Here is a 13,706-nt window from a genome sequence, read left to right on the forward strand (position 1 = left end):
CATGGCCACCAAGATCACCATCCGGAACGTCTCTCCGCTCGGAGACCTCGACGTGCCCCTGCTCGGCCAGGTCATCAAGCACGGCGAAACCATCGCACTGCCCGAGGCCGCAGCCCTCAAGCTGCTCGCCCAGGACCGCAACTTCGAAGAAGTAGGAGGCACCCGATGACCACCCAGCTTGATTGCTCTCTAGGCTTCGGCCTCGAATCCGGGTACGGCATCCCCGCCACCCCGCAGCAGTTCCCCGAGTTCGTCTCCGAAACCCTCGCCTGGAACCCTGAGATCGTCCAGGGTGAAGGCCTACGGCCAGGGCACCGCGCACCACGCACCGCCCGCCGAGCCCTCGTCCAGGAAATGTCCGGCGGAGACATCGAAGTCGAAGCCACCACCAAGGGACTCGGACTCTTCCTGCACGCGATCTTCGGCGCCAGCACCAACACGATCATCGGAGCAGGGCCGGCCTACCAGCAGGTCCATACCCTGGTGAAAGGCGCGCTGCCCTCCTACACCATCCAGAAGGGTGTGCCGCTCATCGGCGGCGGGGCCATCCAACCCCACACCTTCCACGGCGCCGTGGTCGAATCAGCCGAGCTCACCGCAGCCGCCGGCGAAATCGTCAAGCTCTCCACCACCTGGAACGCCCGCGAAATCGTCACCGACACCCCGTACGTGCCGACCGTGTACCCGGCCGACATGGAGCTATTCACCTTCGTGCACGGTTCCATCAGCATCGGCGGAACCGTCACAGCACCCACCTCCACCGCGCTCGCCGCCGGCGGCACGGTGGCGGCGACGATCACGGAGTTCTCCCTGTCGCTGTCCAATGGCATCGACGAGGGCGGATTTACTTTCGGGTCGGAGGGTAAGCGCGGCCGCCGCCCAGAGGTCGGTCTGGTCGAGGCTACCGGCTCGATGACCGCCGAGTACCAGGACAACATGCTGCGCGACGCGTTCCTGAATCAGGAACCACTCTCTGTGGTGTTGACCTTCGAAGCGGGCCCGGAGATCCAGGCCGGTGTGCGCTCGACGCTGCAGATCTACCTGTCCTCGGTGAAGCTCGACGGCCAGCTGCCGGCATCCAATGGCGGCGAGCCGATCACCCAGGCGGTGGACTTCACCTCGCTGGACGGCCTGATCGCTGGCGTGGAGCCGATCTACGCGGTGTATCGCTCGACTGATACGGCGTTCTGATGAGCGACGGCCCCGAGATCGACTTCGATCTGAAGAACCTGCGCACCACACTTGAGCGGGTCCGCGAGGAGCAGGGGCCGAAGATGCTGCGGAACCTGCGCCGCAACCTGCGCGGGGTCGGCGATGGAATCATCGCCGACCAACGCCGCATCCTCAGCGCACCACCACCAGGTGTCGCCCAGTCCGTGGGCAAGAAGATCGTACGCGTCAAGCCACGCGATGGCCGCAAGGCCTACCTGCGGGCGGTCAACGTGTACGAGGCGCGGCAAGCCTCGCGCACCCGCTCCACGGGCCTGCGCGATGACATCAAGAAGTCCCTGAAAACTCGTGTGGTTGCCGGCAAGAAACGCTCCGGGATCAGGGTCGAAGCCACCAAGACGCCGAGCAAGACCGGCGGGACAAAGCACGACATGGCCAAGGTCTGGAACAAGAAGACATTCCGGCACCCGACCTTCGACCAGGGCAAGTACGTCACCCAGTACGGCCAGCCGTACTGGTGGGCGCCGATCCAGAAGGGCGCCGCGGCCGCCCATGCACAAGCCGCCAAAGCAATCGACGACGCACTGAACGGAAGAGGGTAAGCAACCATGAAGCTTGTGGTCAGCGGGAAAGAGTATCCGCTCAAGGAAGGCATCGGCAAGGCCAGTCTCGGCGACCTGTACACGCTGAAGATCAAGTCGGGCCTCGGAGTGAAGCGCATCATGCAGGCCTTCCAGGGCATGAAGAATGCGGAGTCGCAGTGGGATTTCTTCGAAGAGGCAGAGAACATCCAGGCGCTGCGGGCCATGATCTGGCTGTGCCGGCGCGCAGCCGGTGAGCACGTCGACTTCGACGAGGCCACCAGCATGCCGCTCTCGGAGATCGGTTTCATCAAGGACGAGGCCGAGGTGACCGAGGCCGACCCAAAAGCAACCCCGACGGATTCCGCAGCGGCCGACGGCGAGCCTCTAGCCGACTAGACGCGCATATCGAGGACATCGAAGCCAGCGTCTTCAAGTGGCTGCCTACGATCTCGCACGTGTGGCCAGGGATCCACCCCATGAATGTCTGGGAGATGTCCTACGACATGTGGCTGCTGTACGTGCGGCACGCCGAGAAGTGGTCCGAAGAGCAGAAGAAAGCTCGGGAGAGCAAGAAGGGCCGCGGGCGCGGCCGCCGCCGTCGATGATCAGGAGGTAGCGCGTGGCTGTCCAGAAGCTCATGTTCGACATCATCGGCAACGCCGACAAGGTCGACAAGACCTTCGACGAGATCGTGCAGTCGGCCGAAACCATGGGCGGCCGCCTGAAATCGGCGGGCAAGAACATGTTCGCCGGCATGATGGACCCGAAGCTCGGCATGGCCGCCGGCGGCCTTGCTGGCGCAGCCCTGACCAAGGGGCTGTTCCAGGCGCTGGATGCGGACAGTATCAACCGGGAGATCTCCGCGGGCCTGGGCCTTGACCCGGCCCAGGCGGAGACCGTAGGCGCGGCCACTGGTGATCTCTATGCGGATGCGTTCGGAGAGTCCCTCGCTGATGTAGGGTCAGCGGTCGAAACCGTCATCTCTACATTCCCGGCGATGAAGGCTGCTGGCGAAGACGCGATCGAGGACCTGACCGGGCAGGCGATGTCTTTGGCCAAGACCCTGGACAGCGACGTGCAGGACGCGGCAAAGGCCGCGGGCGTCATGGTCGAAACCGGCCTGGCCAAGGACGGCACCGAGGCCATGGACCTGCTGGCGGCCGCCTCGCAGAAGGTCCCCAAGGCCATGCGCAGCGAGCTGATCCCGATCCTCAGCGAGTACTCGAAGGACTTCGAAGCCCTCGGCATCCAGGGCCCGAACGCTCTGGGGCTGATTGCCGACGCGGCCGCTGGCGGCGAGATCCAGATCGACAAGACCGGCGACGCGCTCAAGGAGTTCATGATCCGCGCCGGCAACCTTGGCGACAAAGGCGCGCAGGATGCGCTGAAGGCCATGGGCCTGAGCGGGCAGGAGATGGCCAACGACTTGCTGGCTGGCGGTGACCGCTCGGCCAAGGCCTTCAAGCAGATCACCGATGGCCTGAAGGGCATCAAGGATCCCAGCAAGCAGGCCGAGGCCGCGGTGGCCTTGTTCGGCACGCCGCTGGAAGACATCGGCATGAACAAAATCCCCGGCTTCCTGGATGCGCTTACCTCCGCCGACGGCGGGCTGGGCAAGACCGCGGGCAAAGCCAAGGAACTCTCCGATGCCCTGGGCGAGGGGCCAGAGGCCGCGATGACATCTCTGGGCCGCGAGGCCGAGAGCGTGCTCGGTGGCATGGTCGCTGGCGCGCTGCCCGTCCTGACACCGCTGCTCGAGGGACTGCGGCAGTTCGCGCCGATCCTCGGCCCGCTGGTCGTGGCTCTGGGCGCGTTCGCTGTGGCGCAGGGCATTGCCAATGCGGTGATGTGGGCCAGCCCGGTCACGTGGATCGTGGCTGGCATCGTGCTGCTGCTCGGCGCCCTCGCCTTGCTGATCGCCAATTGGGACTCCGTCGTCGCATGGGTCACGGAGATCTGGGGCGGATTCATGGCCTGGCTCACCGAAGCCACAGCGGGATTCGTCGCTGGATGGAACGCCATGTGGGGCGCGGTCGGCGCGTTCCTCGCCGGGCTCTGGCAGCAGTTTGTCGACGGCGCCACGCAGATGGGCTCGGACCTGGTTGCATTCTTCACCGGACTGCCGGACATGATCCTCGGCGCCCTGAAAGGCGCAGGGTCGTGGCTGGTTGAAACCGGCAAAAACATCATCCAAGGCCTGCTCGACGGCATCTCGTCGCTGGCCGGCACGATCGGGAACTTCTTCCTGGATCTGCTGCCGGACTGGATCGTGGGCCCGTTCAAGGCGGCGCTCGGCATCCACTCTCCGTCGAAGGTGTTCGCCGGTTTCGGCGAGAACATCGGCGAGGGCGTCCTGGTCGGCGTCGAGGACATGGCCCCGGCGATCGACGACACCATGGCACACCTGGTCGAAGTACCAGACGGGCCGGGGCCGGCCTCGTTCGCCCAGGCCACTGCCCCGGCCTCGACCGGCACGCAGGTGGTGGAGAAGAACACGACCTACGCGCCGGTGTACCAGGTCGACGGAGCTGACGCCGAGGAGCTGTTCCAGAAGCTCTGGCGGCAGTTCCGCGAGAAGGCACGCGAGGAGGGAGCAGACGTTGGCGAATGACCTGAGCGTCATCATCGACGGGCTGGAGCTGAACAACCCGCACGACCGGTACGGGCACCTCGAGGTTGACGACATCGACGGCTGGTGGAAGGCCCCGTCGCGCAAGACCCGCGACGAGGCCCGCCAGACCGCGGATGGTGACTACACTTCCATCGACTACTTCGAGGCCCGCTTCGTGACCCTGAAGCTCGCGTTCGTGGCCAAGAGCGACCCGGACCGGTGGGTGGGCGCGCAGCGCCTCACCTCGCTGCTCTCCGGCGGCCCCGCAGTGATGAGCGTGCGGGCAGACGGGATCCGGCAGTGGGCGAGGGTGAAGCTCGTGGACAACGGCGATCCGAAGTGGACCGCGTACAGGCTGTTCGAGATGACCTTGCAAGTCAAGGCCGTCGACCCGCGCAAGTACGACCAGGAAACTGAGTTCGCGACCAGCGCGGGTGGCGCCGCAGCGGCCGTGTACCACCGCGGGGACTACCCGGCCAGCCCGATCCTGACCGTCACTGGGAGCATGCCCGGAGGGTACCGGATCATCAAGGGCGGCAAGGTCATCAGCGTCGACGCCGCACTGGGCGCATCGGCCCACACGATCGACCTGGACACCGGCATCCTCCGCATCGGCGGGGCCGTGGCCGTAGGCGGAATCAACCGGTACGAGTGGGACACCATCGCACCAGGCACCGCGCAGAGCGTCACCATCGAACCGCAAACCACCGGCACGGCAACCCTCAAGCTTGCCGTCACCGACACCTACATCTAAGGAGGGCACATGGCTGGCGTCCGCGTATGGGCTGTATCCACGACCGACTGGAAAACCAAGGCGCTCATCAAACCGACCGACGCGCCATGGTCGCGGCAACCCAACGCCGGGGCGACGCACACGCACCGCTTCAAGGTCAGCGACCCGGCCACGGCCGCGCACATCGGCGCCGGCATCCTCGACCCGCTCGAGAGCGTGATCGTGATCGAAGACGCCGGCGTTGTGATCTACGCCGGGTTCATTTGGGAGGACTCCTACAGCCTGGAAGAGCAGGCGCTGACGGTCACCAATGAGGACATCTGGTCGCTGCTGGACTTGCGCTTGATCGCCCAGGACCGCACCTCCACGATCACCTCATGGAAGCAAACCTATTCGGGGCTCTCCTACGACACGATCGCCAAGCGGATCATGCAACTGGCCACCTCCGGTATCGGCCGCACCATCCCGATCAACTACGAGTCCGACTACACCGGCGGCGAGACCCGCACCTATTACGGGTACAACCTCGACACCGCACTGGACGCCCTCACCGAGCTCATGGATCTGGACGACGGCATCGACATCGACTTCCGCCCCGAATGGGCGCCAGACGGGTCGCTGCAATGGACCATGCGAACCGGATCCCTCAGCCCGGAATCGCAGACCATCGAAGTCAACATGGTCGCCCAGCACAACGACGTCAAGGGCGTGACCTACAAGCGCTCAGCGCGCGAGCTGGCCACCGTGCAGCTCGGCGTCGGCGAAGGATCCGGAGTCGACATGCTCGTCCGATCCGCCACCGCGGCCGGCCCTCTGCAAATCGAAGTCATCGACGAGTTCAAGAACGTCAAGGACGGCACCCAGCTGCAACGCAATACCACCGCAGCGCTCGCCGCCAGGAAGCTCATTGAGCAGATCGATTTCAGCATTCGGGCGGATTCGCCGCGGATCGGCAACATGTGGAATCTGAAACCGGGCACCCTGGTCCGCTGGTACAGCCTGGGCGATCCGCGGATCCCGGATGGCTGGCACCTGTGGGAGATCATCAAGTATTCCGGCAACGTCACCAGCGACTGGATCAAGCTCGAGCTGCAGGAAAGGTAGGGGAGCATGCCACGGGTTCGTAATCTGAATAACGGCAATTTCAAGCGTTTCAAGAAGAAGCAGCGCGTCCTGGCCACCCAGACACCGCTCTCGTCGACAGCCGTGGAACGAGGCCGCACCCGCTGGCTGAACGGCAGCACAGTCGTCATCGAGGGTCTGTTCGACCTGACTGGCACAGGCAACGTTTCCGGGTCGCTGAATGTTTCCGGCCAGCTCAACGTTGGAGGCACCCTCGATGTCACCGGAACTTTCAACGGCAGCGGGACCAACAACTTGGACGGGACGAACAACCTGTCAGGAGCGAACCATCTTACTGGGCCCACCGACGTCAGTGGCAGCTTGGATGTCACCGGCCCAACGAACCTTGACGGCACCTTGAATATCGGCGGAGATACGACGATCACCGGCCTGCTCGGAGTGCAAGGCGACACGACTGTATCGGGCAAGCTCGACGTGACCGGGCCTATGTCCACCGAAGGCACCCTCGACGTGAAGGGCGTCACCACGCTCAGTAACGACCTGAATGTGGTTGATGGCGGTGTGGTCAAAGCTGGTCAGGTTGAAATCAACCCGAACAGCGATGGCGGTTCAATAAGCTTCGCCGGGGCTGGTATTACAAATGGTGGATCTGTAGGGTTCTCATTTACTGCAACTACTCAAGATGCTCAAGTGGAGAGTATTGCCGGGAAAGCAACTCTAGTAGGAAGTGGATCTACGGTTGTGGCCAGATCCGGTGCCATAGATTTGACGGCGTCTGCTATCAATCTGAGTGGCCCAGAGATTCGCCTGTCGAATTTGCCGACGACGCAGAATCCACCAAACTTGTATGTCACATCGCTTGGACGAGTCTACAAATCCAGCTGGACGCCCTAGCTCGGGGGACAAAGCGTAGGGATTGCCGCACGCATGATGATCCCCTGATATTCGTCTTCCAACGGATCTCCAGTATTAGAGGCTACTTGTAAATCCCCAGATTCGAAGTCAGCGCACTTTTCATTGCCGACTTTGAGCCAGTACTTCTCGCTCTTGATTTTCTCGTCGAGGTCGGCGAAGTAGTCCTCGTGTGGTTCGACTGCGACCCGTACAGCCTCGAGAAATTCTTTCTCAGGAGTTTCACCCTGCGTTTCAACTCGCGCGCTTACTTTTCCTTCGCCTACTGGCGCTGACTGCACTTCGGCCTTGGATTCGTTGGGAGTCGGCTCAGCTGGTGCCGGTGCACTGCTGCATGCGGTGAGAGCAAGCGCGCAGACGGCTAGAGATACAAGAATTTTAGGGCGCATATTCCAAACCATATAAGAAAGGGTTCCCCCATGACAGATTCACCCGATGACAATCAGGTAACAAATGACCAGGCCGACCTAGCTATACCTCGACACCAACTCGCACTCGCCGAACACGTCATAAGCCAATACAGGCAAGCGCTCGCCGATGTCCAGTTCCAGCTCGCGCAGGCCAAAGCGCAAGCAGATACTACTCAACCCACCGAGTAACTCGGTGGGTTTCGCATTTAAGGAGGCGCGATGACTTCCGCAACCGTATCGGGCAGTGTCACCGACATTGTCGAGCAGATGATGGCTGACCGGGTGGTGCAGCTCGTATTTCGGCTGCAGGCACCGAACGTGCAGACCGGCGCCGGGACGGTGGGGCGGATCTATCCGACAGCCGAGCACCGAGTCACGCCGAATGCGACGTCCGGGTTTTTCTCGGTCGACCTTGCGGTGACCACGGCGATGCTCATCGATGGCTGGTATGAGCTGGGCATCGTGTGGGCAGACAGTGAAGGGCCAGTGTGGGACCACCCGCAGTGGCAGATCCGTGTCCCTGACGGTGGCGGGTCGATCAACAACCTGATCACTCTCGGCCCGCCCGGTGGAGGGTGGGGCGGACAGCTGCCGAACCTTTCGTTGGTTCTGGTTTCGCTGACCAAACCGGACAACCTCCAAGTTGGTCAGCTATGGCTCCAAGCGGCCGCTGGTGAGCATGCAAGCGCTAATCCGGCACTGAATACCGGCAAACTTTACAGGGGAGTGTGAGAGCATCCGATGGCTATTGCTACCAGTGTTGTAGAGGTCGCTGACCTCACGGGCCCTGCCGGCACTACCGAAGCGAACGCGAAGTTCGATTCGCTCGAGGCGACGAAGTTCGTGCGCGGCACCATGCCGTTGGGCACGAACGTGAACAATCTGCGGGTCCCGGGCTTGTATATCGTGCCGAGCCAGACCTACGCCGAATCCATGGTGAACCTGCCGGTCGTGTATCCGGGCGTTTTTCTGGTGTACGCGTACAACGACTCGTCGGTGATCGTCGCGAAGCAGACCTACACCACGTACGGAAACGCGCGGGGTGAAGAGTATGTCCGAGTTTCGACAGGGTCCACCACCTGGCGTGGTTGGGAAGACAAGGGCGCGGACTACGGCATCGCGCCGGCCGGATTAGATTTGGACACTTTGGGGCAGGGCAAGATCGGGGTGCAGGCGCCGAATCACACCACGATCGTCAATGGACCTCCCGGGGCAGGGCCTGGCATCATCATGACCGATGTGAGCCGACAGTTCACGATCATGAAAGTCCAGCGGTATTACGAGTACGGCGGCACTGGCGGCCAAGGCGGCCTGGTATGGGTGCGCACCTCGGATAGCTTCACCACCTATGGGCCGTGGAAGGACATCACTGCAACTGGTGGGGGAACCGGAATCGACTACGCGGTGGAGAACCCGTGGGCGAATGAGCAGCGCAAGCAATGGTTCATTCGCCGGCGTGGTGGGTTCATCGGTACTGGAGGAATGGCCGCGGTGGCGATTCGTATCGATCATGGTGCGGTGAACATGAGGGACTTGGTGTTGAATGAGCTGGTAGCCCGGTCTCTGCCATGGGGTATGGCGATCAACCCGGCCCAGTCCCGACTTGATCTTCCAGAGAACGCAGGGGTTACGTGGTCGGATTACAACGACTGGGCCCGCATCAAGGGCATGGAGCCGTGGAACCACTCGTATTCCCACTCAAACGCTGAGACCACGAGTGCGTTTATGCAGCAAATCGTCGGCGGCAGGGATCTGCTTCAGCAGAACATGCCGTCGTCGGCGATCGAGGGGTGGATGGTGCCAGGCGTCGGCGCTGGAGGGTACTTAGGCCAGTCCTCGACGAACCAGATCGACTCGTTCTTCGCATACGAAGCTGGCCGAATCATCATGTCCTCGCACGCTGTCTCCTCCGGGTACGGCGGCGGCGACATACGACCCCAAGTTGGGGCACTGGTGGACGGGCAAGACCACTACGGGCTAGACGGTGCAACTGATGCCTCCGTCGTTGTGGCCATGATTCAACAGGCCCAAGACACTGGTGGGCTGGTGCAGCTGTTTCTGCATCCATCACAGATAGGCCTCACTGACAAGACCACTGTGAGCGTCTTGAACCAAGTCTGGGATTACCTTGCTGCCGAGCGTGACGCAGGCCGACTGATGATCTTGTCACCCTCAGGACTCCTGCTTGCTGACCCCTCCAAAGAATCTCGAGCGAATTTGCTCCGGTTCAGTGACTTCCAACCGTTGGCCGGTCGAGTCTGGAGCACAACGTGGGAAAACACGACCGGGTGGACCCAAGGCGCAGGCGGGGTTTCGACAAGTACCGGTGGAGTGCTGACACAGCTGGTACCTGAGCATGCGATCAAGCATGCCCGAGGAGCCCTATATGAGGTGATCGCCGAGGTATCTAGCACAGGCGGCGCAATGGCACGCATCGGGTCAACTACGCTGGCTGGCGCCACGAAAGACATCACGGTGCCCGCAGGCCAGACACTAACGATTCGGCAGCACGTGACAATCCCACTTGACTCGTCAGCCGATTTCAACGTTTCGATTGGACGAGTTTCCGGGGCAGACCTGACCGTGAAAACTGTCGCACTGCAACCCGTATAGGAGGAGCCATGACTGAATACAGCATCTTCGCATACCGGTTCGAACCCGACGGCACATCTGGCACCGTGCAAAAGATGACCGAGACACCAGTGACCGGAGAAAGCTTCTACGACGCTGTAGAGCGATTCGTGGACACCCTCCCTGAACAAGAGAGAGAACAGTGGATGGAAATGTACAACGGGGCGTGGGAATTCAACGGCGTACCGGTATTCCCACACGAAGAGTCCGCGGCAACCTGCGGGCAGCCCGAAGCGTCGGAGGGGTAGCCTGTGCCACCAATCCCTGAATTCTTGGGAGGCCCGAATGGCTGGCTGTTTTGGGTCTGCGCGCTGGTTTTGATCGGCGGGCTGTTATGGAAGCCGGTCAAGGGGTTTGCTCGCATCATCAAGGCGGTCGCTAAGGTCGCCGAAGATTGGAACGGCACCGAGGACCGCGTGGATAAATCCGGGGCAGTCGTAGAGAAAGGGCGCCCCGGTGTGCCTGCGCTTCTCGAAACTGTCCGTGCTCAAGTGCAAAACTCACACAGCGCTAACTTGCGAGACGACGTGGATAAGGTCATCGATATTTCGGAGCAGAACGCCACCGCAATCAGGCATCTGGCGGCCAAGCTCGACCAACACATCGTCATCGCCAAGGAATCCGACCAACGCCAAGACGAGACCGCCGCGAAGGTGGACCGGCTGGTCGAGAAGTACGCCAAAGAGTGACGGCCTACGCGCTTCGCGTCATGTGCGGTCAAGACTTCGGCGCGGCCCATGTCCCGCAAAATTTCAAGGGGGCGCGGCTGAGTGCATTGGTCTCACAACAGGTAGTGCTGTTCGGGCTGGTCAGCCGATAATGCCAATCATGATCGTCATAGGTGCGGAGGTCCTCGCGTGAGACCATCTTGCCTGCATCCGGGCCATCGATAAGTTCAATATAGGTGCTCATGTAACCAGCATCCACAGGAACCCATGGAGTGTAAATACCCCATGATTAGCCGCAATTAGCGGGCCTGTCGAATAAGCCCGCATTAGAAATATCCAACTAATTAGCCCCGAGCAAACTGCCGGGGCTTTTCTTATGCCCGAATTTAGGAGGGAACTTATGGTCTGGTATACAGGCCTGGCCCGTGTCGCCAAGAAAACCGGGTATCCGGTGATCGAGGTGGACGGGTGGAAGAAGCGCGGCCACGGCCCGATGCGCGGCTGCAAGACGATCGTCGCTCACCACACCGTGGGCCCGAAGACCGGCGACTACCCAAGCTTGCGGGTTGTACGTGACGGTCGCCCGGGCTTGCCGGGTCCGCTGGCGCAGATCGGTCTCGGCCGCGACGGGACCATTTACATCATTGGTTCCGGCGTCGCGTATCACGCGGGCCGGGTCTCCAAGACCGCCTACAGCAATGGCTTCGCCCTCGGTATCGAGGCCGAGAACGGCGGTACAGGCGAGGAGTGGTCGCGGGAGATGATCGACTCCTACGTGAAGCTTTGCCGTGCCCTGCTCGACGAGTTCAAGCTGCCGCTGTCGGCAGTGCGGGGGCACAAGGAGATCTGCTCTCCGGCCGGACGCAAGATCGACCCTGCGTTCATCGACCCGCGCATGAGCATGGCAGACTTCCGCGGGCACGTGAAGCGCGGCTACTACATCCCGCCGCACGGTGACGCGAAGCCGACAGGTAAGCCGGACAAGGCCAAGCCGAAGCCTGCGGTAAAGCTCTGGCCCGAAGTCGCACTGCCAGTCAAGGGCAAGCACACCACCGCCAGCCACAAGGCGTGGGTGAAGCTACTCGCTGACGTCGGCTACAAGGACAAGTCGCTCACCACCGCAATACAGCGGTGGCTGAAAGACCTCGGCTACTACAAGGGCATCATCGAGGAAGACCACGGCAAGCGCCCTGTCTTCGGTCCGATGCTCACCCTCGCGTTGCAGAAGTTCCTCCGCGCCAAGGGCAACTACTCGAAGGCGTACCTGCTCGATGGGAAGCGCCAGTCCGCCACCATCAAGGGCGAAATCAAGTACCTCAACAGCCAGATGGCTTTCTACAAGTAAGGAGCACACACCGTGCAGAACTGGGTATCTCTCATCCCGCAGCGAGTCCGCCTCGCCCTCTACCTCGTCTTCGGCATCGTGTCCGTGGCTATCGGTGCGGTGACTACGTGGCACGCCACGGTCACCGGAACCGTCCCGGCATGGGTCGGTGGAGTCACCGCCGTCGTCGTCTATGTCGGTGGCGCATTCGGATTCGTCGCCGCCGGCAACGTAGACGCCGGCCCCGGTTATATCCCGGACCTTGACCACGACGATTACGACGTGACCGACCCCGACACCGGGGAGACCGAAACGCATATCGGCAAGCTCGGCCAGTAGACCCCCGCGCCGTGGCGGGGCGAGACCACGGCACCGCCGGGGCCGGGCAATCCATGGCACCGTCCGGCCCTAGCATCACCTAAACAGCCGCCCACCTCAATCGAGGTGGGCGGCTTTTCGTTGTTATTCTGTGTGCCCAATTTTGATCATTGGACGTTTAATGAAATATTCCCAGATAATTACTACTTCTGGGAGTGCAAATGGATGATCTGTCCGAGCTGAAGGTAGCACAGAGCTTGAAGCCTTACTTGGCCACCATCGATCCTGCCAAGCTGAAATCGAAAATAGCTCGATACGAGAGGCTGGCGCGCCAGCCGCGGACACGAGAACAGATAGACCGAGATATTTATGAGGTTCTGCTGAGTCGTCATGAAAATGGAACCGCCAGCGCTGCATTTCCAGCTAATACGAGACGATTCGAACGTGGAACCAAGTTATATAGGGCTCGAATCCTGAATCATGTTGATGACGTCAGTCAGCTCTCAGACGTATGGGAAGCCCCTGAGCCATATGTTAGGGCAGGCAGGTTGAATATTCCACGGGAACCCCTGATCTATACGAGCGTTCACAATCCGAGTACTGCGGCATTCGAAGTGCGTATGAAGCCAGGAGATATATATGCAATGATCGAATATAAAATGCAGTTGGATACGAGTTTTGCACCTATAGGGGAGTATCCGAAGAACAAGTATTTAACTATGGCGGAGGGTCGAAAGCTGGATATGCTTCATGGGTTCATGGAGGACATCTTTACCCAAAGAGCCGATCCGAATGACGAGCACATCTATATCGCGCCGGAACTGCTCGTCAAGAATTTCTTCGACTGGCCGCTTGAGATGTCCCAAGCATGGGGGTATAGGTCTTTGGCAGAGCCCGGTGGCAATGGTTACAACTTGTGCTTCCGCCCTGAAGTAGCCAAAAAACATCTTGAGGTAGATCATGTGGTGATTGGGGTCTGTGAAAAGTTTACAGATGAAGGCATTCACTTCAGCTCTTTGAAGTTTCTCCAGCCTGTGGTCGGGTCCTCCAAATTGGAGCCTATATTGACCACAGTTGAATGCATGCCAGATTCAATCGCTTAGTAACCGAATACTGCTTTCGCGGACTCCTCATTGGGAAACAGTCGGCACGCCCACATCGTCCACGATTGCAATGTATCGTTCCATCTGATCCAAGGCCCTATTTTGGGATCTCGAGCTAGTGTGCGTACGGCTTCGTCGAACGTGGCGGCTTCGATGGGA

18 protein-coding genes are annotated in these 13,706 nt (G+C 61.1%); 16 read left to right on the forward strand and 2 right to left on the reverse strand.

Annotation, left to right across the window (positions count from 1 at the left end):
- Position 1: 1 nt before the first annotated feature.
- The 9 genes from ACYU0X_RS06605 (at position 2) to ACYU0X_RS06645 (ending at position 7,075) form a co-directional block, all read left to right on the forward strand.
- A complete protein-coding gene (locus ACYU0X_RS06605) occupies positions 2–169 on the forward strand; it encodes a hypothetical protein (RefSeq protein ID WP_461902498.1) in 168 nt (55 codons plus the stop codon).
- Positions 166–1,191 (forward strand): phage tail tube protein, encoded by a 1,026-nt coding sequence (locus ACYU0X_RS06610; protein WP_461902499.1) that lies wholly within the window; start codon positions 166–168, stop codon positions 1,189–1,191. The genes ACYU0X_RS06605 and ACYU0X_RS06610 overlap by 4 nt, the downstream gene beginning before the upstream one ends.
- On the forward strand, positions 1,191–1,772 hold the full coding sequence (locus ACYU0X_RS06615) for a hypothetical protein (protein ID WP_461902500.1): 582 nt from the start codon (positions 1,191–1,193) through the stop codon (positions 1,770–1,772). Before ACYU0X_RS06610 ends, ACYU0X_RS06615 begins: the two co-directional genes overlap by 1 nt.
- Positions 1,773–1,778: 6 nt before the next feature.
- Complete coding sequence (locus ACYU0X_RS06620) at positions 1,779–2,150, forward strand: hypothetical protein (protein WP_461902501.1); 372 nt, start codon at positions 1,779–1,781, stop codon at positions 2,148–2,150.
- Between the two features lie 80 nt (positions 2,151–2,230).
- Positions 2,231–2,359 carry a hypothetical protein gene (locus tag ACYU0X_RS06625; protein WP_461902502.1) on the forward strand — a complete coding sequence of 43 codons (129 nt, stop codon included), beginning with the start codon at positions 2,231–2,233 and terminating at the stop codon, positions 2,357–2,359.
- Positions 2,360–2,373: 14 nt separating this feature from the next.
- On the forward strand, positions 2,374–4,365 hold the full coding sequence (locus ACYU0X_RS06630) for a phage tail tape measure protein (RefSeq protein ID WP_461902503.1): 1,992 nt from the start codon (positions 2,374–2,376) through the stop codon (positions 4,363–4,365).
- Positions 4,355–5,119 (forward strand): hypothetical protein, encoded by a 765-nt coding sequence (locus ACYU0X_RS06635; protein WP_461902504.1) that lies wholly within the window; start codon positions 4,355–4,357, stop codon positions 5,117–5,119. The genes ACYU0X_RS06630 and ACYU0X_RS06635 overlap by 11 nt, the downstream gene beginning before the upstream one ends.
- A 9-nt stretch (positions 5,120–5,128) precedes the next feature.
- Positions 5,129–6,202 (forward strand): hypothetical protein, encoded by a 1,074-nt coding sequence (locus ACYU0X_RS06640; RefSeq protein WP_461902505.1) that lies wholly within the window; start codon positions 5,129–5,131, stop codon positions 6,200–6,202.
- A 6-nt stretch (positions 6,203–6,208) separates the two neighbouring features.
- Positions 6,209–7,075 (forward strand): hypothetical protein, encoded by an 867-nt coding sequence (locus ACYU0X_RS06645; RefSeq protein WP_461902506.1) that lies wholly within the window; start codon positions 6,209–6,211, stop codon positions 7,073–7,075.
- Here the strand turns inward: ACYU0X_RS06645 and ACYU0X_RS06650 are convergent.
- Positions 7,072–7,494 carry a hypothetical protein gene (locus tag ACYU0X_RS06650; RefSeq protein ID WP_461902507.1) on the reverse strand — a complete coding sequence of 141 codons (423 nt, stop codon included), beginning with the start codon at positions 7,492–7,494 and terminating at the stop codon, positions 7,072–7,074. The two genes, ACYU0X_RS06645 and ACYU0X_RS06650, sit on opposite strands and share 4 nt — an antisense overlap.
- Before the next feature lie 228 nt (positions 7,495–7,722).
- Between ACYU0X_RS06650 and ACYU0X_RS06655 the strand changes: the two genes are divergently transcribed.
- The 4 genes from ACYU0X_RS06655 to ACYU0X_RS06670 are packed head-to-tail and all read left to right on the forward strand — an operon-like array spanning position 7,723 to position 10,823.
- Positions 7,723–8,235, forward strand: coding sequence for a hypothetical protein (locus ACYU0X_RS06655; RefSeq protein ID WP_461902508.1), 513 nt, complete (start codon positions 7,723–7,725; stop codon positions 8,233–8,235).
- 9 nt (positions 8,236–8,244) lie between these two features.
- Complete coding sequence (locus ACYU0X_RS06660; RefSeq protein WP_461902509.1) at positions 8,245–10,116, forward strand: pyocin knob domain-containing protein; 1,872 nt, start codon at positions 8,245–8,247, stop codon at positions 10,114–10,116.
- An 8-nt stretch (positions 10,117–10,124) separates the two neighbouring features.
- Positions 10,125–10,382 carry a hypothetical protein gene (locus ACYU0X_RS06665; protein WP_461902510.1) on the forward strand — a complete coding sequence of 86 codons (258 nt, stop codon included), beginning with the start codon at positions 10,125–10,127 and terminating at the stop codon, positions 10,380–10,382.
- Positions 10,383–10,385: 3 nt separating this feature from the next.
- Complete coding sequence (locus ACYU0X_RS06670) at positions 10,386–10,823, forward strand: hypothetical protein (RefSeq protein WP_461902511.1); 438 nt, start codon at positions 10,386–10,388, stop codon at positions 10,821–10,823.
- A gap of 28 nt (positions 10,824–10,851) precedes the next feature.
- Here ACYU0X_RS06670 and ACYU0X_RS06675 read toward each other — a convergent pair whose 3' ends face one another.
- The gene (locus ACYU0X_RS06675) at positions 10,852–11,046 is read right to left on the reverse strand and encodes a hypothetical protein (RefSeq protein ID WP_461902512.1); all 195 of its coding nucleotides are present in this window, start codon (positions 11,044–11,046) and stop codon (positions 10,852–10,854) included.
- A gap of 156 nt (positions 11,047–11,202) precedes the next feature.
- Here ACYU0X_RS06675 and ACYU0X_RS06680 point away from each other — a divergent pair, with 156 nt between their 5' ends.
- From ACYU0X_RS06680 to ACYU0X_RS06690, 3 genes are all read left to right on the forward strand, one after another.
- Entirely contained in the window at positions 11,203–12,147 is a 945-nt protein-coding gene (locus tag ACYU0X_RS06680; RefSeq protein WP_461902513.1) for a peptidoglycan recognition protein family protein, read from the forward strand.
- Positions 12,148–12,159: 12 nt separating this feature from the next.
- Positions 12,160–12,465 carry a hypothetical protein gene (locus ACYU0X_RS06685; protein WP_461902514.1) on the forward strand — a complete coding sequence of 102 codons (306 nt, stop codon included), beginning with the start codon at positions 12,160–12,162 and terminating at the stop codon, positions 12,463–12,465.
- Positions 12,466–12,665: 200 nt separating this feature from the next.
- Positions 12,666–13,547 carry a hypothetical protein gene (locus tag ACYU0X_RS06690; protein ID WP_461902515.1) on the forward strand — a complete coding sequence of 294 codons (882 nt, stop codon included), beginning with the start codon at positions 12,666–12,668 and terminating at the stop codon, positions 13,545–13,547.
- Positions 13,548–13,706: the final 159 nt, after the last annotated feature.

The organism is Glutamicibacter sp. X7 (assembly GCF_054889245.1).

Coding starts and splice junctions, on each gene's coding strand:
- ACYU0X_RS06605 (WP_461902498.1), top strand. CDS start 2: ATGGCCACCAAGATCACCATCCGGAACGTCTCTCCGCTCGGAGACCTC.
- ACYU0X_RS06610 (WP_461902499.1), top strand. CDS start 166: ATGACCACCCAGCTTGATTGCTCTCTAGGCTTCGGCCTCGAATCCGGG.
- ACYU0X_RS06615 (WP_461902500.1), top strand. CDS start 1,191: ATGAGCGACGGCCCCGAGATCGACTTCGATCTGAAGAACCTGCGCACC.
- ACYU0X_RS06620 (WP_461902501.1), top strand. CDS start 1,779: ATGAAGCTTGTGGTCAGCGGGAAAGAGTATCCGCTCAAGGAAGGCATC.
- ACYU0X_RS06625 (WP_461902502.1), top strand. CDS start 2,231: ATGAATGTCTGGGAGATGTCCTACGACATGTGGCTGCTGTACGTGCGG.
- ACYU0X_RS06640 (WP_461902505.1), top strand. CDS start 5,129: ATGGCTGGCGTCCGCGTATGGGCTGTATCCACGACCGACTGGAAAACC.
- ACYU0X_RS06645 (WP_461902506.1), top strand. CDS start 6,209: ATGCCACGGGTTCGTAATCTGAATAACGGCAATTTCAAGCGTTTCAAG.
- ACYU0X_RS06650 (WP_461902507.1), bottom strand. CDS start 7,494: ATGGTTTGGAATATGCGCCCTAAAATTCTTGTATCTCTAGCCGTCTGC.
- ACYU0X_RS06655 (WP_461902508.1), top strand. CDS start 7,723: ATGACTTCCGCAACCGTATCGGGCAGTGTCACCGACATTGTCGAGCAG.
- ACYU0X_RS06660 (WP_461902509.1), top strand. CDS start 8,245: ATGGCTATTGCTACCAGTGTTGTAGAGGTCGCTGACCTCACGGGCCCT.
- ACYU0X_RS06665 (WP_461902510.1), top strand. CDS start 10,125: ATGACTGAATACAGCATCTTCGCATACCGGTTCGAACCCGACGGCACA.
- ACYU0X_RS06675 (WP_461902512.1), bottom strand. CDS start 11,046: ATGAGCACCTATATTGAACTTATCGATGGCCCGGATGCAGGCAAGATG.
- ACYU0X_RS06680 (WP_461902513.1), top strand. CDS start 11,203: ATGGTCTGGTATACAGGCCTGGCCCGTGTCGCCAAGAAAACCGGGTAT.
- ACYU0X_RS06690 (WP_461902515.1), top strand. CDS start 12,666: ATGGATGATCTGTCCGAGCTGAAGGTAGCACAGAGCTTGAAGCCTTAC.